Below are 21794 nucleotides of genomic sequence, written 5' to 3'. Positions count from 1 at the left end.
CCGCTGACTCCGGGCCAAAAAAATCCCCGCCGGGGCGGGGATCTTCAACTTTTTACGAAACCATCAGCACTCGACGATGTTCACCGCCAGACCGCCTCGGGCGGTCTCCTTGTACTTGGTGCGCATATCCTGGCCGGTTTCCCACATGGTCTTGATCACCTTGTCCAGAGAGACCTTGTGCTGACCATCGCCGCGCAGGGCCAGGCGGGAGGCGTTGATCGCCTTGACCGCGCCCATGGCGTTGCGCTCGATGCAGGGAACCTGCACCAGGCCGCCCACAGGGTCGCAGGTCAGGCCCAGGTTGTGTTCCATGCCGATCTCGGCGGCACACTCCACCATGGCGGGGGTGCCCCCCATGATCTCGGTCAGGGCGCCGGCGGCCATGGAGCAGGCGACGCCCACCTCACCCTGGCAGCCTACTTCGGCGCCGGAGATGGAGGCGTTCTTCTTGTAGAGGATGCCGATGGCGGCGGCGCTCAGCAGGTAGCGACAGGCGGTCTCTTCATCCACCGGCTGAACAAATTTGTCGTAGTAGCAGAGTACCGCAGGCAGTATGCCGGCGGCGCCGTTGGTGGGGGCGGTGACCACCCGGCCTCCGGCGGCGTTCTCCTCGTTCACCGCCAGGGCAAAGAGATCCACCCAGTCCATGGCGTTGAGAGGATCGCTGCTGTTGCAACCCTCTACGGTGAGTCTGCGGTAGAGGGTAGGGGCGCGGCGGCGCAGCTTCAGACCGCCGGGGAGGATCCCTTCGTCACGACAGCCACGTTCCACACACTGCTTCATGGTGAGCCAGATGGTCCAGAGCTGGGCTCGGATGGCAGACTCTTCGGCCACCACCTTTTCGTTGGCCATCATCAGCGAGGCGATGGACAGGCCCTGCTCATTACACAGCTCCAGCAACTGGGCGGCACTCTCGAAGGGGTAGGGCAGGATCGGACCCTGGCTGATGGCGATGGGCTGGGCGATCTCACTCTTGTCCAGAACAAAGCCGCCTCCGACGGAGAAGTAGGTCTGCTCATAGACCACCAGGCCACGCACCAGGGCGCGCAGGGTCATGGCGTTGGCGTGTTGAGGCAGGGTTTTGCGCCTGTGGTAGGTGAGGCCATTGGCCCGGGTGAAGCTGACCTTGCGCTGGCCGGCCAGAACCAGGGCTTCCTCGGATTCAACCTGGTCCAGCTTACCCTGGACGCTGTCTGTGTCGACGGCTTCCGGCTCATCGCCCAGCAATCCCAGCACCACGGCTTTGCCGGTGCCGTGGCCCTTGCCGGTCTGGCCCAGAGAGCCAAACAGCTCGCACTGAATTTCGTCGGCCTGCTCAAACTGCTGATGCTCTTTGAGCTCATCGATAAAGCGATTGGCTGCCCTCATCGGGCCCACGGTGTGGGAGCTTGAGGGGCCGATGCCGATACTGAACATATCGAACACGCTGATCATAAACGGTATCCCTGTTGTGTCGTTGCCCGCAGGCGGATGGCTGATGGTAACCCAGGCGGAGGGAAAGCAAAATCCAGCCTGACTCATACAGCATAATATCTTGCCGCGACCCTGTCTTGCCGATGTCTGTGTCGGGGGCCGCACAGCCTCAGGGGGAGTGCTCTGGAGAAAAACTGCCCTGGAATGGGATTCACACTGGATTGGGCCCATACTGGTTAGAGATGCATTTCCAGGGTGGGGTCGAATTGGGCTCACCTGGCAAAATTCGACCAACAGTGATCCAGATCAGGGTTTGCCCTTTGAATGGTCCGGCCCTGTGGCTATAGTGGTCCCAAGCTAATGGAATGGTTTCGCTATGATTATCTACCTGCACGGCTTTGATGCCACCAGTCCCGGAAATCACGAGAAGGTGCTTCAGCTGCAGTTTGCGGATGAAGATGTACGTTTTATCAATTACTCCACCCTGCATCCCCGGCATGATATGCAGCATTTGCTGAAAGAGGTGGAGAAGCACAAGAAGTTCAGCGATGACGCCAATCCGTTGATCGTCGGCGTCGGCCTGGGCGGCTTCTGGGCCGAACGGGTAGGCTTCCTCTGCGGCATGCGTTCCGTGGTGTTCAACCCCAATCTCTGGCCGGAAGAGAATATGGTGGGGCTGATTGACCGACCGGAGGAGTATCGGGACATCAAGGAGAAATGTGTCAAGGCGTTTCGCGAGCGAAACCGTGGCCACTGTCTGTGCGTCCTGGCCCGCAACGATGAGGTGCTGGACACCAAGCGCATCGAGTCGGAGCTGGGGGGCTACTATCCGGTGATCTGGGATGAGACCCAGACTCACAAGTTCAAAGATATCTCCAAACAACTCAGGGCTCTGTCCCAATTTAAAACAGAGGAGCGCGACTGCGCGTGACTCTCTGAACAACAAGGCGGCCCCGGGGTCGCCTTTTTGTTTGCTGCTATTATTGAAATTGACTGTGCGACTGTGGGTGCTTCGATGAAACGGCTGTTGGTGAGGGTGACAGGCAAGGTCCAGGGAGTGTGGTTCCGGGCTTCCGCTCAGGAGACGGCACTCCGACTCGGGGTGACCGGTTATGTGCGCAACCTGGATGACGGCAGCGTAGAGATGCTGGCCCAGGGGGCAGACCGGGCCGTGGATGCCATGTTGGATTGGGCCCATCAGGGCCCACCCAGTGCCCAGGTATCCGATGTGCTGGTGTCCGATTACGACGGCAGCGATCTCTACCTGGATTTTGAGGTTACTGAGTAAGCTCCGAACTCTGCGAGCTTGCGGGGGCCAGGTTGGCGGGCTCGGTCACAGGCGCAGTCTCTGCAGGCGCTTCCTCCAGCGGGGGCATCTTGCTGGGCTGGGTCATCCTGCGGATCTGTACCACCATCCCCAGTCTGGGGTGATCGAAATAGTGGATCTCCCGGCTGCGCACCCGTCGGCTCTGCTCCAGCCTGATCCGGTTGAGGAAGGGCTCGGTCTCCAGCACCACTTCAACGGCTTCAGCCTCTGAGTTCTCCTGGGGGAGGGCGATCATCGGCGCAGCATCTGCCAACGACTCATCTTCTCCTGTCTCCAGTGTGGGCACCGGCCGCTCCCCCTCTTCACGCAACTGCAGCTGGGTATCGATGTGGAGGAACTGGTTGAGGTAGATGCGAATCCAGCCATCGAGCTGCCACATGGGCTCGCTCTCTTCCACCTGCGGCAGCAGCCAGGAGAGATCAAAGGCACTGGTGTCGGCGGGGCTTTCCTCGGGAATCAGACGGCCATCAGCCTGGTAACGGTCGGCGAAGTTATGACCGCTGTAGAGGCGGTAGGCCTGGCTGTTGCCGCGGCTGTAGACCGGCTGCTGCCAGCCAGTGTGCAGCAGCAGTTTGGCGCCACCTCTTTTCAGCGTGGCCAGAGCCTCATCGAACTCAATCTCGGTCTCCGGCAGCAGGTAGGGTTCGCCCAGGCGGGGATCCCCCATGTTCATTGCCGTAACCCGGGTTGGCAGCTCGCCGGGCTGTTCAGGTTCGTCGGTTTGGGGTTGGCACTCAGGCTTGTCCGGCTGCCAGCCAAAACTCTGGCAGTCACTCAGCGCCAGCTCCAGCGAGCTGGTGTCTGGCATCACCGCCGGGCCGAGAAGGTCACGCTGGGCAGAGTTTTTCATCGGAGCCAGCTCTTCCGGGAAGCGCTCACTGGTGGTCTGGGGACGCTCAAACACCACCAGCTCCACCTCAAACCAGGTGGCCTCTTCGGCGGCGGTCATTCCGCTGCCCAGCAGGGCGGTGAGCCCAAACAGGGCGTGGTACAGTGGTTTGCTCATCAGATCCCCAGTTGGCTTAACAGCTGCTCCACCGCCTCCAGGCGGGCAGGGGTTTCCTGCAACTCGCCCTGGAAGCGCAATTTATTGGGGCCATCCATCCGCAGGAGGCCAGGTTGGGATTGTAACAGACCTATGAGGATTTCCGGAGTCACACTGGTGTCCGGACCAAACTCGATGCTGCCCCCCTTGGCGTGGGCATCGATGCGGCGGATGCCGGAGGCCATGGCCCGCAGCTTCAGGCGTGTCAGGGTCAGCAGATTCTCGGTGGCGTCCGGCAGTTTACCGAAACGGTCCACCAGTTCCACCCGGGCTTCGGTGAGCTCGTCCATGCTGTTGCAGGAGGCGATGCGCTTGTAGATCGCCAGTCTGGTGTTGACGTGGGGGATGTACTCCTCCGGCAGCAGGGCGGGAATCTTCAGTTCCAGCTCGGTCTGCTCAGCCAGAATCTGGTCCAGGCTGGGTTCCTTGCCCGCCTTAAGGGCCGCCACCGTCTGCTCCAGCATGTCCATGTACAGGCTGAATCCCACCTTGGCGATGTGGCCGCTCTGCTCATCCCCCAGCAGTTCGCCGGCACCGCGGATCTCCAGATCCTGGGTGGCCAGCATAAAGCCCGCCCCCAGGTCTTCCAACTGTTCGATGGCTTCCAGGCGCTTCTTGGCGTCCTTGGTGAGTCGCTTGCCCTGGGTCAGCAGGTATGCGTAGGCCTGGTGATGGGAGCGCCCCACCCGTCCCCGCAGCTGATGCAACTGGGCCAGGCCGAAGCGATCAGCCCGCTCGATGATGATGGTGTTGGCGCTGGGGATGTCGATGCCGGTTTCGATGATGGTGGTGCACACCAGCACGTTGAAGCGTTGATGATGGAAGTCGCTCATCACCCGCTCCAGCTCCCGTTCGCGCATCTGGCCATGGGCGATGGCGAAGCGGGCCTCGGGCACCAGTTCCGCCAGCTCCTTGGCGCATTGCTCTATGGTTTCCACGCTGTTGTGCAGGAAGTAGACCTGGCCGCCGCGGAGGATCTCCCGCATCAGCGCTTCGCGGATCAGGTTGCCCTCCTTGGGGCGGACGAAGGTTTTCACCGACAGTCGCCGCGCCGGTGGGGTGGCGATGATGGACAGATCCCGCATGCCGGACATGGCCATATTCAGGGTCCGGGGGATGGGAGTGGCGGTCAGGGTGAGGATATCCACCTCGGCACGCAGTGCCTTGATCTGCTCCTTCTGGCGGACACCGAACCTGTGCTCCTCATCGACGATGAGCAGGCCCAGATCGGTGAACTTGATGTCCGACTGCAGCAGCTTGTGGGTGCCGATGACGATGTCCACCTTGCCTTCGGCCAACTGGCTGAGGACCTGTTTCTGCTCGCCGGCGGTCTTGAAGCGGGACATCACCTCGATGCGCACCGGCCAGTCGGCAAAGCGGTCGCGGAAGTTTTCATAGTGCTGCTGGGCCAACAGGGTGGTGGGCACCAGCACCGCCACCTGCTTGCCTCCGGCCACCGCCACAAAGGCGGCGCGCATGGCCACTTCGGTCTTGCCGAAACCCACGTCGCCGCACACCAGGCGGTCCATGGCGTTGCTGGTGCGCATGTCCCGCACCACGGCGTCGATGGCGTTGTGCTGGTCCACGGTCTCCTCGAAGGGGAAGCCGGCGGAGAATCGCTGATACTCAGGCTCATCCAGTTCGAAGGCGAAGCCCGGCTTGCTCTCCCGGCGGGCATAGATGTCCAGCAGTTCGGCGGCCACGTCCCGCACCTTCTCGGCGGCCTTGCGCCTGGCCTTGTCCCAGGCTTCGCTGCCCAGGCGGTTAAGCTGGACCTCCGACTCCTCACCGGCACTGTAGCGGCTGATGAGGTGCAGGGCATTCACCGGCACGTAGAGTTTGGCCTGGTCTTTGTATTCCAGGACCAGGAACTCGGTGCTCATGCCGCCGGCATCCAGAGTCTGCAGTCCCTGGTAGCTGCCAACGCCGTGCTTGAGGTGCACCACGGGCTGGCCCACCTTGAGCTCAGCCAGGTTGCGGATCAGGGTGTCGGAGCTGACGGTTTTGCGCTGACGGCGGCGCTGACGCACCCGGCCCCCCAGCAGCTCCTCTTCGCAGATGAGGGCCAGCCCCTCCTGATCCAGCATGACGCTCTGTTCCAGAGGGCTGACGATGATGCCCATGGCGGCGTCGTTCTCGAGGAACTGGTCCAGGTGGTTGAACTGGCTCAGGGTCAGCTGCATGGGACGCAGCAGCTCCAGCAGGGCTTCACGGCGTCCCTCGGACTCGACGCTGAACAGGGTGCGCTTTACCCCTTCCAGCCGCTCGGCCAGGGCCTGGGTGGGTACCTTGAGCTGATGGTTCACCGCCACATCGCCGATGGCCGACACCTTGGCTTTGGGCTCTTTGGCGATCTCGCTGACCTCACGGGAGAGCTGAATGCGCCCGTGTGGCTTGAGGCGGGAAAACAGCTCTTCGGTGTTCAGGAACAGGGTCTTTGGGGGCAGCAGCGGCCGCAGTGGATCCACGCCGTAGTTGTCGAAGCGCTGGGTGGCGTCAGAGAGAAATTTGTCGCAGGCCCCCTGGATGTCCCCGGCGGTCATCAACTGCACCTGGTCGGGCAGATAGTCGAACAGGGTGGCGGTGGACTCGAAAAACAGCGGCAGGTAGTTCTCCACCCCGGCGGGCATCAGGCCGCGACTGATCTGCTGATAGACGGACTCCGCTTCGTTGCTGATGCGGCTGAAGTGCTGGCCCCAGCGGCTGCGGAACCCTTCGATCGCCTTGTCATTGGTGGGAAATTCCCGCGCAGGCAGCAGGCGGACCCGCTCCAGGCTGCCCTGGGTGCGCTGGCTGTCCACGTCGAAGGTGCGAATGGACTCCAGCTCGTCATCGAACAGGTCCAGGCGCAGGGGCTGTTCACTGCCCATGGGGAAGAGATCGATGATGGAACCGCGCACCGCAAATTCGCCATGTTCATACACCTGCTCCACATGGTGGTAGCCCGCCTGGGTCAGGTTATGGCGCAGGGCCTCGATATCGATGCGCTGACCGGGCTCCAACAGCAGTACGCTGCTGCCCACATAATCCACCGGCGGCAGCCTGACCAGGGCGGTGTTGACCGGAACGATCACCAGGCCACTTTGGGTCTGGGGCAGGCGATAGAGGGCTTCCAGGCGCTGGGAGACAATATCCTGATGGGGAGAGAAGCTGTCGTAGGGCAACACCTCCCGATCCGGGAACAGGGTGACCGTCATCTCTGGGCAGAGGTAGGAGAGCTCCTGCTCCAGGTGCATGGCGGAGGGAGTGTCCTGGGTGATCAGTAGGCTGACCCCCTGATGCTGTCGGGCCAGGCGGCTGATGGTCAGGCTGAGAGCACTGCCGGTGAGGCCGGTGAGACGGCGCTTGCATCCGGCGCCAGCGGGGGCCGGCGCCAGGGGGGAAAAACTACTCATGATTCGGGCTTACTGAAGTTAGGTGCGGCTATTGTAGGCAAGGGGGGCGGACGCTTCCACCCCGGCTTGTCAGGGCGTTTGCTGTTCGCGTCGGGCCTGGGCCCGGGCACGAAGCAGTCTCTGCTCCACCTGCAGGCTGGCGTGGACCAGGCGTTCCTGATCCGCTTCGATGATGCTGGTGAAGTCCAGATCCCACAGGTAGCCGTCCTCCTGGGGCTGACACTGGGTCAGCTCGGCGACGGCAAACACGGCGACATTCTCTTCGGGGACCAGCATCTTGATCTCCAGGATGGTGCCGGGCTCCAGAGGCTGGTCACTGCGTACCTGGGCACCGCTGCCCCCAAAGCGGACGCCCTGGCAGCGGTACTGGGCCTCGGTGCTCCTCTCCAGTTGAAGCTGCAGCACCATATCCAGCTTGAGGTTTTGCAGGCTCAGGTACTCCGCCAGCTCGGCGGCATGCTGGGCCAGGCTGGCCATCAGGGGCTGACAGCGCTGTTCCACCTCGTTGACCTGGGCCATCAGCTTGAAGGCGCGTGGCATCATGGTCAGCAGGGTATCGGCGTCCACCAGGCGCTTGTCCGCAGGCAGAGGGTCGGCGAACAGGGTGAACTCGCAGGTGACGCTGAAAAAGCTTTGTTGCGTTTCGGACATGGCCTGAACTTGTCTATTGGGGGCGAATAACTTTATTATCCGATAACTTATCTATTTGGCAAATGGTTAGATGTCGCCTTCTGTCTCCCTGCTTATCGGGTTGCGTTACTGGCGTGCCCGCAAGGACACCCAGTTCGTTTCCTTTATTACCTTTTTCTCCGTGGCCGGTATCGCCCTGGGAGTGGCTGCGCTGATCGTGGTCAGCTCGGTGATGAATGGCCTGGAGGGGCGGTTGAAGACCCGTCTGCTCGGTGCCGTGCCCCAGGTGCTGGTGTCTGAATCCCGCTATCTTGCGAGTCCCGACGAGTTGCAACAAACTCTGGCCGCTCAGCCCGGGGTGGTTGGGGTGACTCCGCTTGTGAGCACCGAAGCGATGCTGCAGGGTGAAGGCGCTCTCAGCGGCGCCCAGATTCTCGGGGTGGATCCGGACCAGGAGGCCGGCTTCTCAACGGTCTCCGATCACCTGCTCAGCGGCCGCTGGCAGGATCTTCAGTCCGGGCAGTATCAGATTCTGATGGGGGCGCGCCTGGCCAGTCGCCTCAACCTGATGCCCGGTGACAAGGTCAGGGTGATCTCCGCCACCGGCGCCGTCTATGGTCCCATGGGGCGCCTGCCCAGCCAGCGGGTGTTTACCCTGGCTGGAGTCTTCGAGCTCGGCGCCGAAGTCGATGGCAACCTGGCCTATGTGCACATCAATGATGCCGCCCGCCTCACCCGCCTGGGCAAGGACAGGGTGGCGTCCATGCGCCTCTATCTGGATGATGCCTTCAAGGCGCCGTCTCTGGCCGCCCAGCTGCAGACTCAGCTCGGGGAGGAGTTTCGGGTGCAGGATTGGCGCAACGATTACGGCCAGCTGTTCAGTGCGGTCAAGATGGAGAAGAACATGATGGCCATGTTGCTGGCGTTGATCATCGCCATCGCCGCCTTCAACGTGGTCTCCGCCCTGGTGATGATGGTCACCGACAAAACCTCCGATATCGCCATCCTCAAAACCATGGGACTGAGCCGTGCCTCGGTGATGGGGGTGTTCTCCGTCCAGGGGATGACCAGCACCCTGCTGGGGGTGATGATCGGTGCCCTGGCCGGCCTGGCGCTGGCGTTCAACCTGCAAGGGGTGATGGCCGCCCTGGGGATCTGGCTCCTGCCTCCCGGGCAGCCTTTGCCGGTGATCCTAAACTATGGCCAGATTGGCCTGATCCTGGCCGGAGCCATGCTGATCAGCTACCTGGCCACTCTCTACCCCGCCTGGCGGGCTTCCCTGATTCAACCCGCTGAGGCGTTACGTTATGAGTGATCTGTTGCTGCGTTGTGAGCAGCTGGGCAAAGAGTATCGGGAGGGTAAGCTGGCCACCCGGGTACTGACGGACCTGAACCTGGAGGTGCATGCCGGCGAGCTGCTGGCGGTGGTTGGCAGCTCCGGTTCGGGGAAAAGCACCCTGCTGCACATCATCGGCACCCTGGACAGTCCCAGTGAGGGCCAGGTGTGGTTTAAGGGCCAGGAATTGTTTGCCCTGAGCGATGGTGCCCGTACTCAGCTGCGTAACCGTGAGCTGGGCTTTGTCTATCAGTTCCACCACCTGCTGCCGGAGTTCACTGCCCTGGAGAACGTGATCATGCCCCTGCTGATCGCCGGTCAGTCCAAGGCCCAGGCCAGAGCCCGGGGTGAGGAGCTGCTCAACCGGGTTGGCCTGAATCACCGCCTGGAGCACAAACCCTCGGAGCTCTCCGGAGGGGAGCGCCAGCGCGTGGCCATCGCCCGGGCCCTGGTGAACAAGCCCGCCCTGGTGTTGGCGGATGAGCCCACGGGTAACCTGGATGAGACCACCGCTGAAGAGGTGTATGAGCTGATTCGGGAGCTGGCCGCCCAGGAGGGGACCGCCTTCGTGGTGGTGACCCACGACCGGGAGCTGGCTTCCCGGCTGGATCGTCAGCTGATGATGCATGGCGGCCGATTACAGGAAGCCCAATGAAGAACCTGGCCCTGATCTGGCAACTGGGGTGGCGCTTCCTGCGCACCCGCCACAGTAACCGTTTTATCTCGGTGATCTCCCTCTCCTCCATCATCGGGGTGGCACTGGGGGTCACTGTGCTGATCCTGGTGCTTTCTGCCATGAATGGCTTCGAAAGGGAGCTTAAAGACCGGTTGCTGGCGGTGGTGCCCCAGGCGGAGCTCATCGCGGTGGACAGCCCCATACTCGACTGGCAGTCGATGGCGGATGATGCCCTGAGCGAACCCGGCGTGGCCGCGGCAGCCCCCTTTACCCTGGTCAATGGCCTGCTGCAAAAGGGGGAGAAGCTCAAAGGGGTGTCGGTGCGAGGGGTGGATCCCAAGCTGGAGGCTCAGGTCTCCGATGCTCAGAGTTACATGTCCGCCGAGGCGTGGGACTCACTCTCCAGTGAGGCATCGCCCCTGGTGCTGGGCAAAGCCCTGGCGGCCGAACTGAATCTGTCCCTGGGAGACAAGGTGACCCTGCTGGTGCCCCGGCCTGTGGCGCAGGGGCAGCGCCCCCCCAAGCGGGTGGTGTTTACCCTGACCGGCCTGTTCGACCTGGGCGGCGAGATTGACCGGACCATGGCTTTTACCAGCCTCAGCCGAGCCTCGCAGATACGGGACTTTGGCCAGGGGGTTGGCGGCCTGCGACTCAAACTGGACGATCTGTTTGCGGCGCCTCAGCTGATTCGCGCCGTGGGTTATCGCCAGACCCACTACCTCTACCTGAACGACTGGACCCGCACCCAGGGACACCTCTACTCCGACATTCAGCTGATTCGCAGTCTGATGTACCTGGTGCTGGTGCTGATGGTGGCCGTGGCCAGCTTCAACATCATCTGCTCTCTGGTGATGGCGGTACGGGATAAGCAGGCGGAGATCGCCATCCTGCGCACCATGGGCCTGGAGCGCCGGGCGGTGATGGGGGCTTTCCTGGTGCAGGGGGCGCTGACCGGCCTGACCGGTTGCCTGCTGGGGGCGGCCCTTGGCAGCGCCCTGGGCTGGCGGCTGTCCGATCTGGTGCGGGCCCTGGAGCAGAGCCTGGGGGTGACCCTGCTCTCCGGGGATGTCTATTTTATTGATTTCCTGCCTTCGCAGCTGATCTGGAGTGACGTGGCGTCGGTGACGGTGCTGGCCTTCCTGGTGACCGTGGTCGCCTCACTCTACCCCGCCTGGAAAGCGGCGGCCCAGGAGCCTGCTCAGGCACTCAGATAAATCGGGCGTGACAGACGGCAAACGATAAAGAGGCACCCATCCGGTGCCTCTGTTGTTTGGTCAGGGGTACAGCAGCGGTTTGCCGTTGAATTGGACAGGCGATTTCGGCAGGACGGTATGGCAGATTAGCGATCAAAAAAGGCTCCTTCAGGAGCCTTTTTTGCAACTGTGGGGCAGGCTTACTTGCCGTTGCCGTTGCCGTTGCCGTTGCCGTTGCCGTTGCCGTTGCCGTTACGCAACTTCCGGCGCTTCTTCCAGCTAAACAGGATGGAGTAGCGCCACAGGCTGTTGATCACGAAGTAGGTGAACAGTGAGCTGAGTACCCCCAGCACCAGGCAACCCAGGAGGAAGGGTTCGCCAATCTGGCCCAGGCTGGTGCTGAGCCACTCCCAGCTGAGCTCGAACTGGAAGTGCCCTGCCTCAATCCCCAGCAGGGAAGCGCCGACCAGGTAGGCAAGGTAGAACATGAAGGGCATGGTGACCGGATTGGTAAACCAGACGGTGACCACCGCCAGGGGCAGGTTCACGCCTAGAATGATGGCGGCCGCGGCAGCCAGGACCATCTGGAAGGGAACAGGAACCCACGCCATAAACATGCCGGCGGCAAGGGCGCCGGCGGCAGAGCGACGATTCAGGTGCCACAACCCCGGTTGATGGATCACATCACCGAAGAGTTTCAGGTGTTTGTGGTCCTTGAGCTTCTCAGGGTTCGGCATCAGCCGTTGAATGGTCTTTTTTGGCATAGCTGTTTGTTATCGCCTAAACAAAGTCAGGTGAACAGTTTTCTTCTTGGTTGGGTGGCAGCCATCAGCTCAGGCCTGTTCTGGCCAGAGTTGCTGCCTCCCGGGTTACTGGTCGTCATTGGAGCGGCCGCCCTCTGGCTAGTGCGGCAACGGCCGTTGCTGGCCGGAATGCTGCTGGGCGTCTGCTGGTTCGCCTGGCACGGCGACCGTCATATCACTGTGGCGCAGCCCCTGAACGAGGGGGAGCACCAGCTGGTGGCAAGGCTGCTCACTTTACCAACCCGCGGCGCACTATACCAGCGAACTTTATGGCAGGTCGAGAGAATCGGTGAAACGTCACTGAAGTTTCACCATCCCGACCGCATCTGGTTGAGCTACCAGGGTGAGACCCAGTGGCAGGCGGGCCACCTCTACCAATTGAGGGTTAAGTTGCGGCCCCCCATGGGTACCTTCAATCAGTTTAGCTGGAACCAGAGGCGTCATGCACTGGCCAACAGGGTGGTGGCTCAGGGGCGTATCCTGGCAATGGAACCGCTGGAGCAGAACAGCCACTGGCGGGTTCCCCTGGCTCAGAGCCTTGAGCTGGCAGTGGCGGCCCTGCCCAGAGGCGATCTGCTGCGGGCCTTGGCCATGGCGGATCGCCGCGGCCTCAGCGATGAGCGCTGGCAGCAGCTGAGGGGCGCCGGGCTGACTCACCTGGTGGCGATCTCGGGATTGCATCTGAGTCTGGTGGCCCTGCTGCTGGTCAGCATGCTTGGCTGGTTGGCAAGGCGACTGCTTCCTTCCCAGGGTGGTGGTGCACGTCTGCCGGTGCTGTTGCTGGCGGCCCTGGGGGTGATCGCCTATGCGCTGCTGGCCGGATTGGGACTGGCGACTCAGAGAGCCCTGATCATGGCTCTGGCAGCCATGGTGATGCTGGCCACCGGGCGATTTGGTCGTCCCTGGGAGCTGTTGCTGCGGGCTGCGGCGCTGCTGCTCCTGCTGGATCCCCTGGCAGTGTTGGGGCCAGGCTACTGGCTCTCCTGCTGTGCCGTTGCCATCATCATGCTGCTGGTGGCCCAGGCCCCAGGCTGGAGTGGTGGCCGTCTGGCCAGTCTGGTGTGGATCCAGTGCGGGCTGACACTGCTGCTGGGGCTGGTGCAACTGGGGTGGTTCGGTTCCCTGTCTCTCCATGCCCTGTGGGCCAACTTACTGATGGTGCCCTGGGTCTCTGTGGTGGTCCTGCCGTTGACCCTGGTGGCCGCGCTGTGGAGCTGGTTGTCCCTGCCCCTGGCCGACGGCGGTTTGTGGCTGGCGGACCTGGCCCTGTGGCCCCTGGAGTGGGTGGCCCGCACAGCCTACTCTTTGCCCGGAGCCAGCCTGGGCTGGGCCCATGGCCTGATGACCCTGGTGTTGATCCCCCTGGCTTTGTGGCTGGTGTGGCGACCGCCCGTACCCATGGCCAGGTATCTGGCGCCGGTGCTGGTGATCCCCACGCTCCTGACCCAGATTGGGGAGTCGCCCCTGGACTGGCGGGTTCATGTGATGGACGTAAGGCAGGGGCTGAGTGTGGTGGTGGAGAAGCAGGGCAGGGCGCTGGTGTATGACACCGGGGCGGCGTTTCCCTCCGGCTTCAGCTACGCAGAACGGGTGGTCGACCCCTTTATGAAAGGCCGGGGGATACGCAGCCTGGATTATCTGGTGCTCTCCCACGGCGACAACGACCACGCCGGCGGGGCCGCTGCGATGAAGCGGTTGTGGCCTGGGCTCCAGGAGATCTCAGGAGAGGGGTGTAAGCGAGGCCCCACTCACTGGCAGGGGCTTGATCTGGCCTGGCAGAAGTTTGATTACCGGGGCAACAATGGCTCCTGCATCCTGCGCATCTCCGACGGGCGGCGCAGCGTCCTGCTTCCCGGTGACATCGAGGCGGCTTCCGAGGCCAGAATGAGTCCGGAGCGGGCCACAGTGCTGGTGTCTCCCCACCATGGCAGCCGCAGCTCCAGCACCGAGCCCTGGGTCAGGGCGGTGTCGCCGCGGATAGTGATCCACCCGGCAGGCTGGCGCAATCGTTGGCATTTCCCCCACCAGGAGGTGGAGGCGCGCTACCGGGCGCTGGGCACCATCCAGAAAACCACTGGGCGCCAGGGGCAGGTCAGTGTTCACTTTTACCCCGAGGGAGTGACTCTGCTGAGCTACAGTGAACAGTTGGCTCCCTATTGGTATAACCAGCGACGGTGGTAATTCATGTGGTAATTGACGGTTTAATCGACATTTGTTCACCATGCGTTGGTATCCATGCCCGGTGTGGGTAGAATGGCCCCTTGAATTGAAATTCGGTTAACTCTATGAGCGCCAAACCAACTCCAATGGAGAAGGGACAGACCTGGGCAACCTTTAAGCGTCTGTGGCCCTATGTTCTCCCCTACCGCGCCGCCTTTGTCGTCTCCATTCTGGGGATGATCACCTATGGTGCGGTGGACGCCGGTATGATCTGGCTGGTTCAGCCCCTGATTGATAATGCGCTGACCGCAGGCAACAGCGATGTGCTGAAGATTGCCCCCTTTATCGTGGTGGGGATGTTCCTTGTCCGTGGCTCGGCCAACTTTGTGTCGACCTACTGCCTGGCCTGGGTCAGTCAGAAGGTGGTGCAGAGCATGCGCCAGATGGTGTTCGAGAAGTACCTCAACTTGCCGGTGAGCTACTTTGACACTCAGAGCTCCGGTGACCTTATCAGCCGCATCACCTACGACACCGAACAGGTGGCACGGGCCTCCAGTAGCGCACTGGTGAGCATGGTGCGCGATGGTGCTACGGTCATCGGCCTGCTGTTCATCATGTTCTACCAGAGCTGGCAGCTGTCGCTGATCTTCTTCCTGATTGGGCCCCTGGTGGCCTGGGTAATCACCGTGGTGAGCCGTCGTTTCCGTAAGGTCTCCAAGGCGATTCAGAAGGCTATGGGCGGCGTGACCACGGCGTCTGAGCAGATGATCAAGGGGCACAAGAACGTGATCGCCTTCGGTGGTCAGGAGATCGAAGCGGAACGTTTCGCCAAGGTGAACAACCGCAACCGCCAGCAGAACATGAAGCTGTCGGCGGCTCAGGCGATCAGCCAGCCGGTGATCCAGATCATCGGTTCCGTGGCCCTGGGCGTGGTGCTTTATGTGGCCAGCTTCGATTTTATCTTCCAGAGTCTGAGCCCCGGCACCTTTATCACCATTGTCGGTTCCATGATGGGGCTGATGCAGCCGCTGAAACACCTGACCCGGGTCAACGCCGATTTCCAACGCGGCATTACCGCCGCCCATTCGGTGTTTGAGGTGCTGGATACCCCTGATGCGCCGGACAACGGCAACCACAAGGTGGACCGCATCGACGGGGCGATCAGTTTCAAGGATGTGACCTTCTGTTACCCCAATACCAACAAGGATGAGCCGGCACTGCGGGGTGTTTCCCTGGAGGTGCCGCCTGGGAAGACCCTGGCGCTGGTGGGACGCTCCGGCTCGGGCAAGAGTACCATCTCCAGCCTGCTGCCCCGTTTCTACGACGCTACCAAGGGTGCGATTCAGGTGGACGGTGTGGACGTGAACGACTATGAGCTGAGCAACCTGCGCAGCCAGATCGCCATGGTGTCCCAGCAGGTGACCCTGTTCAATGACACCATCGCCAACAATATCGCCTATGCCTGCGAGCAGTGCAGCCGGGAGCAGATTGAAGCCGCCGCCGAAGCCGCCTACCTGATGGAGTTCGTTAAGGACCTGCCCCAGGGGCTGGACACCATGGTGGGTGAAAATGGCATCCTGCTCAGTGGCGGTCAGCGTCAGCGTATCGCCATCGCCCGCGCCATCCTGCGTGATGCCCCCATCCTGATTCTGGATGAGGCCACCTCGGCCCTGGATACCGAGTCTGAGCGCGCCATTCAGGCGGCGCTGGACAACCTGCAGAAGGGGCGGACTTCGGTGGTGATTGCCCACCGCCTCTCCACCATTGAAAATGCCGACATCATCATGGTGGTGGACAAGGGTCAGGTGGTCGAGCAAGGCAGCCATCAACAGCTGCTCCAGCATGGTGGCATCTACAGTCAGCTGCACCAGATGCAGTTCGGTGACAATGAGTAGCTGGTTCGAGCGCGCCTGGCAGCAGGGGAGCCCGGTGCTGTGGCTTCTGGCCCCCCTGACCCTGCTGTTTATCCTGGTCAGCGGCCTGCGTCGGCTGCTGTTTCGATTAGGCATCCTGCCCAGTGCCAGATTGCCGGTCCCGGTGATCGTGGTGGGCAACCTCAGCGTGGGGGGAAACGGTAAGACCCCGGTGGTGCTCTACCTGATTGAGCTGCTTCGCCGCCACGGTTACAAGGTGGGGGTGATCAGCCGCGGCTATGGTGGTCAGTCGGAAACCTGGCCCCAGTGGGTTGCCCAGGATACGGATCCTGCCCTGGTCGGGGATGAACCTGCCCTCATCGTTCAGCGAACCGGAGCGCCCATGGCGGTTGGTCCGGACCGCATCAAGGCCGCACAGCTGCTGTTGGAGCGGGCTAAGGTGGACGTGATTGTGGCCGATGACGGCCTGCAGCACTATCGTCTCCAGAGAGACATCGAGTTGGTGGTGGTCGACGGTGAGCGCCGCTTTGGCAATGGCTTTCGCATGCCCATGGGGCCCATGCGCGAGCCGGTGAGCCGTCTCAAGAGTGTCGATATGGTGATCTGCAATGGCGGTCGGCATCAGGCCGGCGAATACCCCATGTCCCTGGCACCGGACCATTTGAAAGCGGTGGATGGCACTGACCGCCCCTTTGATCCGGACATGGAGATTGTGGCCATGGCGGGGATCGGTAACCCCCCAAGGTTCTTCACCTCACTGGAGGAGCAGGGGCTGTCGCCGCTGCGCTGCGTACCCTTTGCCGATCACTACCTGTACAGCGAGGCGGAGCTGGCGGCACTGACCCCGGACGACGAACTGCTGCTGATGACCGAAAAAGATGCGGTCAAGTGCCGTGGTTTTGCCCGGCCCAACTGGTTTTACCTACCGGTAACTGCTAATTTACCGGAAGATTTTGATGGCGCTCTGCTGTCACGACTGAAGGAATAAACAATGGCGTTCGATACCAAACTGCTAGAGATTATTGCCTGCCCTGTATGCAAGGGTAAGCTGGAGTTCAACGCGGCTGAGCAGACCCTGACCTGCAAGGCAGACCGTCTGGTTTACCCCATCGATGACGGTATTCCAGTGCTGCTGGAGAACCGTGCCACCGAGCTGAAGGAAGACTGATCATGGGCTTTGTGGTGGTGATTCCCGCCCGCTATGCCTCTACCAGGTTGCCTGCCAAACCTCTGGCAGATATCGCCGGTAAGCCCATGATCCAGTGGGTTTGCGAGCAAGCCCAGGCCAGTGGTGCCGATCGGGTGGTGGTGGCGACCGACGATCAGAGGGTGTTTGATGCCGTCGCAGGTTTTGGCGCCGAGGTGGTGATGACCTCCGAGCATCATAACTCCGGGACCGAACGCCTGGCGGAGGTGGTTGAACTGCTTAAGCTTGGTGAAGATCAGGTTGTGGTCAATGTTCAGGGTGATGAGCCGCTGATCCCACCGGCCAATATCCGCCAGGTGGCGGACAACCTGATCTCCAGCGGGCTGCCCATGTCCACCCTGGGGGTGGCCATCGAAGACGCCGAAGAGATGTTCAATCCCAATGCGGTCAAGGTGGTGTGCGCCGCCGACGGTCGGGCTCTCTACTTCTCCCGCGCGCCCATCCCCTACCACAGGGATGGCTTTGCCGATGGCCCTGGGGTCAGCCCGGGAGCCCTGCGCCACGTAGGCATCTATGGCTATCGCGCTGGCTTTATTAAGCGCTATGTCAGCTGGCAGCCCAGCCCCCTGGAGGGGATCGAGTCTCTGGAGCAGCTCAGAGTGCTCTATTACGGTGAAGGGATTCATGTGGAGGAGGCGAAACAGACGCCGCCTGCCGGGGTGGACACCCCGGAGGACCTGGACAGGGTCCGTGACATCCTCAGCTAAAAAAGGCGGCCTGATGGCCGCCTTTTTTATCGCAAGAATCGGTCAGCAAAGCCCAACGCACCCTAATCAGGCCAGACTTCCGATCTGGCCTTGTTGATCTGGTGTTTGAAGGTGGCGGTGAGGGAGGCGCCATTGAGGTACTCGCTGGTGCCCCACTGGTAGGTAAGGCAGAGTACGGCGGCCAGTATGATGCCGCGCCAGGTGCGGGTGCCAAACAGCAGGCTGAAGGCGACGGCCGCAAACAGGGCGCCCACCAGCCAACCCCACTGACCACTTACCCTGTCCAGTGACAGTTCCAGCAGGGCCAGGGCGACGCACACCGTCAGAGCCCCGAGGAGAGGGCCCGGCGTTGGCGAGCGGATCAGCACCGCCGCCCCATACACTGGCACCATGGAGACCAGTAACACCAGGGCGGCGAAAATCAGCAGATCAATCATGCAGCCTGTTTCTTTCCTCGTAGAGAGTGGTGACCCAGCGCTCGGTGGTGATGAAGCGCCAGCTCCAGGAGGTCATGGATGCGGGGAAGGCTTTCTGCCAAGCTTCAAGCGGCGCATCCCTGTCCTGTTTTTTCGCCCATATTATTGAGTCTAGCAGCATTTTTTGGAACTTCTGCAGGTCGGCCTTGTTGGCTAACTTGCCATGACCCGGTATCACCCTGGTGTCTGCATCCATCCACTCGAGGGCCTTGGTGACCGCGTTGAGGTACCCCTCTACACTGCCTCCTCCCTTAAGATCGACGTAGGGAAACATGCCGTTGAAGAAGAGATCCCCCATGTGCACCACATTGGCCTGTTCGAACCGCACCAGGGCATCGCCATCGGTGTGACCATGAGGCAGGTGGATCACCCGGATGGTGTCGTTGTTGAGGTGAAAGGTGATCCCCTTATCGAAGGTCACCACAGGCAAGTGCTCCGGGGAAAACTTATCATCATCAGCCAGCCTCAGCCGGACATTATGATGGGCAAAAACCGTTGCCGGGGGAGCAAACTCGGCGTTACCGCCGGTGTGATCGCCGTGGTAGTGGGTGTTGAGCACATAGTTTACCGGCCCGGGTTTGATGGCGGCCAGCGCCTGTTGGATGCGACCTGCCAGGGGGGCGAACTGGTCGTCGATAATGAGAATGCCATCGTCGCCGGCACTGACGCCGATGTTGCCGCCGCTGCCGGTCAGCATGTGCACCCCTTCCGACACCTTCTCGGAGAGGATCTTCACATCCTTAAAGCGATCCTCTGCGCTCAACGGCAAAGAGAAGAGCAGGGTCATGAGAAGCAGTTTGCGCATAACAGATCATCCTGATTGTTGTGTGTTGATGAAAATAGCACCAATTCCTTGCGGTTTATATAGACAACTCTTCTTATAAATGAGGAGCTTTTACAAACGACTCGGAGCTATGGCTAAGTAATGGGACCGTGGCAACGGAGTGACACTTGCAAACAGATAAGGAAAGGGCGCCTTGAAGGCGCCCTTTTTTGGGGGGGGAGCATCAGTACCTGTAGGTCAGGTCCATGTAGTAGTAACCGCCATTGAACCCGAAGGGGGTGTTGGTGAGCGGGTAGACGAAGATGCCGTTGAAGTTGTTGTCTTCAGGGCGTTTCTCCGGATAGGTATCAAACAGGTTCTGGGCACCGGCGGTCAGGGTCAGGGCATCGGTCAGGGCGTAGCTGGCACTGAGATCCGTGGTCCACTTGGCGTCATACTTCACCTCGGAGCGGGAGTAGCCCACGGTGTAGGTGCCGAAATAGCTGAACCTCAGGTGGGTGGTCAGATCGTTCAGGCTGTGGGTGAAGCCGATGTTGCCCTTGTGGTGCAGGTTGGCGTCGGTAGCGCGAATCTCCTCTCTGCGGTCGAACAGCTGCTGCTCCTGGCCACTCAAGATGGTGGGCAGGTTCACCGATTGAATCTCGGTGTCGTTGTAGGCGTAGGCCAGGTTGGCTTTCAGGTCACCCCAACTGCCCAGGTCGAACTCCTGGGTGGCCACCAGATCCAGACCCTGGGTGCGGGTGTCCAGGCCATTGATAAAGAAGCGGGCGGACTCGGCGTTGGTGCCGGCGAACAGGGCTTCAATCTCCGGGGAGGACTCCTTATCCACGGAGCCGGAGAGGATGATGCGATCATCCACATCGATGCGGTAGGCATCCAGGGTGACGGTCAGGCCGCTGTCGTGGCTGTACACCAGACCCAGGCTGTAGGAGTGGGAGATCTCAGGCTCCAGCTCGTTCACACCCAGGGCCTGGGTGATGGGTGCCAGGGTGTTGAAGGTGCCGGACTCACGAGGGACAAACTCTCCGGTGACCGGGTCCGGGTCGAAGAAGGTGGAGATGTTGGTGAAGTAGAGCTGCTGCACGCTGGGGGCGCGGAAGCCGGTATTGGTGGTGGCACGCAGAGCCAGGGAATCGGTGATGTCCCAACGACCCGCCAGCTTCCAGCTGGTGTTGCTGCCAAAGTCAGAGTAGTCCTCATAACGGGCGGCGGCGGCCCAGTAGAACTGATCGCTGTACTGGTTTTCCAGCTCCAAATAGAACCCCAGGTTGTGACGGTCCTCGTCTACCCCAGACTCGGGGGTGAAGCCGCCAAAGCCCTGGCTGCCACCGGATTTGCCCTGATAGTCGCCACGGATGTAGGAGGCTTCCTCACCCGCTTCCACTTCGTAGCCGCTGTTGCGCCAGCTGGCACCCAGGGCGACCACCAGTTCGGAGTCGTTGACGAAGTCGTAGTAGCGGGAGGCGTCGATGTTGAGGTTGAGCTCGTCGGTGGTCAGCTTGCCCGCATCAAACTCAGTCTGGCTGGTGGGGCCCAGAGAGGCGTTCAGGCTGTTCTTTACCCGATACTCAAAGCTGTTCTGACCATAGCCGGCGGAGGCATCCAGGCTCCATTCGCCCACCTCGAACTCATAACCCACCAGCAGGGAGGCGTCGATGATCTCCGGGTTAATCTGGGGCAGGAAGCCGTCGGGGTAGATCTCCGGTACGTTGCGGCTGTCTTTGGCGCGTCGGTAGAAGGCGCCAGAGGTAGACTCACGCTCGGAGTAGCCGCCGAAGAAATACAGCTGGTCGTCGCCGCTGATGGCGGTGCCGGCATTCAGGAACAGGCCGTAGTTCTGATAGTCACTGTCACCTACATGGTGGTTGTTGCGATCGAAGGTCTCCTCGCGGGGATCCGGGCTGCCGTCGGCCAATTCAGGGTACTGCTGGCGGGGGTCGTTGCCGGCGCGGTTGGTCGGGTTCTTGTGGTGGCTCTCCAGGGAGAGGTTCAGGAAGCCTTCGTCACCAAACTGCATGCCATGGTTCAGGCCGATGCGCAGCTGCTCACCGTCACCCTCATAGGTCTGGCCCAGGTGGGTGCTGATGCTGCCGCCCTGGTCGGCGTCTTTGAGCACCACATTGATCACCCCGGCGATGGCGTCGGAGCCATACTGGGCGGCGGCACCGTCACGGAGGATCTCGATGCGCTTGATGGCGGACATGGGGATGGCGTTCAGGTCCACGTTGGACGATCCCTTGCCCACGGTGCCGGAGAGGTGCACCAGGGCGGTGGTGTGGCGGCGCTTGCCGTTCACCAGTACCAGGGTGTGGTCCGGGGACATGCCGCGCAGGTTGGCGGGGCGAACCGCGTCGGTGCCGTCGGTCACCGAGGAGAAGGGGAAACTGTAGCTGGGGGCGGCAAACTGCAGCGCCTTGGCGGTTTCCAGCTGACCGGTGGCGGCCAGGTCTTCGGCAGAGATGATGTCTACCGGGGCAGCAGAGTCGGTGGCGGTACGCAGGGCGATGCGGGAGCCCACCACTTCAATTCGTTCAACAGCGGCCTCTTCGGCGGCCAACAGGGGGGCTGGCAGGGTTGCTGCGACAGCCAACGCAACAAGGTTTCTATACATCCGTACTATCCAAATAACTAAAGTGAATATTAAAGTGTGAGGATGTTAACATTTCCAAGTTCGCCGAATTATAACCAAATCGTCTGAATCATCGTGCTCCGGTCTAAAAACTGCTGAAATAAGCTCCTGATTTAAAAGTGCTTAAAATTATTATTTA

Annotated in this window: 18 protein-coding genes; 10 read left to right on the top strand and 8 right to left on the bottom strand. The window is 61.4% G+C overall.

What is annotated here, in order from left to right; all coding sequences use genetic code 11:
* Positions 1-63 precede the first annotated feature (63 nt).
* Entirely contained in the window at positions 64-1434 is a 1371-nt protein-coding gene (locus tag ACN0RV_RS11565) for an L-serine ammonia-lyase (protein WP_417347749.1), read from the bottom strand.
* A gap of 355 nt (positions 1435-1789) precedes the next feature.
* On the opposite strand from ACN0RV_RS11565, the gene ycfP reads away from it, so the two are divergent.
* Positions 1790-2344 (top strand): alpha/beta hydrolase YcfP, encoded by a 555-nt coding sequence (gene ycfP / locus ACN0RV_RS11560; RefSeq protein ID WP_417347748.1) that lies wholly within the window; start codon positions 1790-1792, stop codon positions 2342-2344.
* A gap of 84 nt (positions 2345-2428) precedes the next feature.
* Entirely contained in the window at positions 2429-2701 is a 273-nt protein-coding gene (locus ACN0RV_RS11555; protein ID WP_286342057.1) for an acylphosphatase, read from the top strand.
* Here the strand turns inward: ACN0RV_RS11555 and ACN0RV_RS11550 are convergent.
* The 3 genes from ACN0RV_RS11550 to ACN0RV_RS11540 form a co-directional block, all read right to left on the bottom strand.
* Positions 2691-3746, bottom strand: a complete 1056-nt coding sequence (locus tag ACN0RV_RS11550; protein WP_417347747.1) for a CsiV family protein — start codon at positions 3744-3746, stop codon at positions 2691-2693. The genes ACN0RV_RS11555 and ACN0RV_RS11550 overlap by 11 nt on opposite strands.
* Positions 3746-7180, bottom strand: a complete 3435-nt coding sequence (gene mfd / locus ACN0RV_RS11545; protein ID WP_417347746.1) for a transcription-repair coupling factor — start codon at positions 7178-7180, stop codon at positions 3746-3748. Before mfd ends, ACN0RV_RS11550 begins: the two co-directional genes overlap by 1 nt.
* A 69-nt stretch (positions 7181-7249) precedes the next feature.
* Positions 7250-7831, bottom strand: coding sequence for a PilZ domain-containing protein (locus tag ACN0RV_RS11540; RefSeq protein WP_417347745.1), 582 nt, complete (start codon positions 7829-7831; stop codon positions 7250-7252).
* 70 nt (positions 7832-7901) lie between these two features.
* Here ACN0RV_RS11540 and ACN0RV_RS11535 point away from each other — a divergent pair, with 70 nt between their 5' ends.
* The 3 genes from ACN0RV_RS11535 to lolE are packed head-to-tail and all read left to right on the top strand — an operon-like array spanning position 7902 to position 11036.
* A complete protein-coding gene (locus ACN0RV_RS11535; protein ID WP_417347744.1) occupies positions 7902-9125 on the top strand; it encodes a lipoprotein-releasing ABC transporter permease subunit in 1224 nt (407 codons plus the stop codon).
* Positions 9118-9801 (top strand): lipoprotein-releasing ABC transporter ATP-binding protein LolD, encoded by a 684-nt coding sequence (gene lolD / locus ACN0RV_RS11530; protein WP_417347743.1) that lies wholly within the window; start codon positions 9118-9120, stop codon positions 9799-9801. The genes ACN0RV_RS11535 and lolD overlap by 8 nt, the downstream gene beginning before the upstream one ends.
* On the top strand, positions 9798-11036 hold the full coding sequence (lolE, locus tag ACN0RV_RS11525; protein ID WP_417347742.1) for a lipoprotein-releasing ABC transporter permease subunit LolE: 1239 nt from the start codon (positions 9798-9800) through the stop codon (positions 11034-11036). Before lolD ends, lolE begins: the two co-directional genes overlap by 4 nt.
* 179 nt (positions 11037-11215) lie before the next feature.
* On the opposite strand, the gene ACN0RV_RS11520 is transcribed toward lolE, so the two are convergent.
* Positions 11216-11779, bottom strand: coding sequence for a DUF2062 domain-containing protein (locus tag ACN0RV_RS11520; RefSeq protein ID WP_417347741.1), 564 nt, complete (start codon positions 11777-11779; stop codon positions 11216-11218).
* A 30-nt stretch (positions 11780-11809) separates the two neighbouring features.
* On the opposite strand from ACN0RV_RS11520, the gene ACN0RV_RS11515 reads away from it, so the two are divergent.
* The 5 genes from ACN0RV_RS11515 to kdsB all read left to right on the top strand — a co-directional run bounded on the left by ACN0RV_RS11515 (position 11810) and on the right by kdsB (position 17766).
* Positions 11810-13999, top strand: coding sequence for a DNA internalization-related competence protein ComEC/Rec2 (locus tag ACN0RV_RS11515; RefSeq protein WP_417347740.1), 2190 nt, complete (start codon positions 11810-11812; stop codon positions 13997-13999).
* A 104-nt stretch (positions 14000-14103) separates the two neighbouring features.
* Positions 14104-15873, top strand: a complete 1770-nt coding sequence (gene msbA, locus ACN0RV_RS11510) for a lipid A ABC transporter ATP-binding protein/permease MsbA (RefSeq protein WP_417347739.1) — start codon at positions 14104-14106, stop codon at positions 15871-15873.
* Complete coding sequence (gene lpxK, locus ACN0RV_RS11505) at positions 15866-16840, top strand: tetraacyldisaccharide 4'-kinase (RefSeq protein ID WP_417347738.1); 975 nt, start codon at positions 15866-15868, stop codon at positions 16838-16840. The genes msbA and lpxK overlap by 8 nt, the downstream gene beginning before the upstream one ends.
* A 3-nt stretch (positions 16841-16843) precedes the next feature.
* The gene (locus ACN0RV_RS11500) at positions 16844-17020 is read left to right on the top strand and encodes a Trm112 family protein (protein WP_136853202.1); all 177 of its coding nucleotides are present in this window, start codon (positions 16844-16846) and stop codon (positions 17018-17020) included.
* 2 nt (positions 17021-17022) lie between these two features.
* Positions 17023-17766, top strand: coding sequence for a 3-deoxy-manno-octulosonate cytidylyltransferase (gene kdsB, locus ACN0RV_RS11495; RefSeq protein WP_417347737.1), 744 nt, complete (start codon positions 17023-17025; stop codon positions 17764-17766).
* Between the two features lie 62 nt (positions 17767-17828).
* Here the strand turns inward: kdsB and ACN0RV_RS11490 are convergent, their stop codons facing one another.
* From ACN0RV_RS11490 to ACN0RV_RS11480, 3 genes are all read right to left on the bottom strand, one after another.
* Positions 17829-18203: a hypothetical protein gene (locus ACN0RV_RS11490; RefSeq protein ID WP_417347736.1), complete on the bottom strand. Its 375-nt coding sequence runs from the start codon at positions 18201-18203 to the stop codon at positions 17829-17831.
* Complete coding sequence (locus ACN0RV_RS11485) at positions 18196-19047, bottom strand: MBL fold metallo-hydrolase (protein ID WP_417347735.1); 852 nt, start codon at positions 19045-19047, stop codon at positions 18196-18198. Before ACN0RV_RS11485 ends, ACN0RV_RS11490 begins: the two co-directional genes overlap by 8 nt.
* 202 nt (positions 19048-19249) lie before the next feature.
* Positions 19250-21637 carry a TonB-dependent receptor plug domain-containing protein gene (locus ACN0RV_RS11480; RefSeq protein ID WP_417347734.1) on the bottom strand — a complete coding sequence of 796 codons (2388 nt, stop codon included), beginning with the start codon at positions 21635-21637 and terminating at the stop codon, positions 19250-19252.
* Positions 21638-21794 lie beyond the last annotated feature (157 nt).

This window comes from Ferrimonas sp., from assembly GCF_048263965.1.
Lineage (GTDB): Bacteria > Pseudomonadota > Gammaproteobacteria > Enterobacterales > Shewanellaceae > Ferrimonas.
The sequence above is the reverse complement of the archived record's forward strand: the minus strand, read 5'-3'. Positions and strand labels throughout refer to the sequence as shown.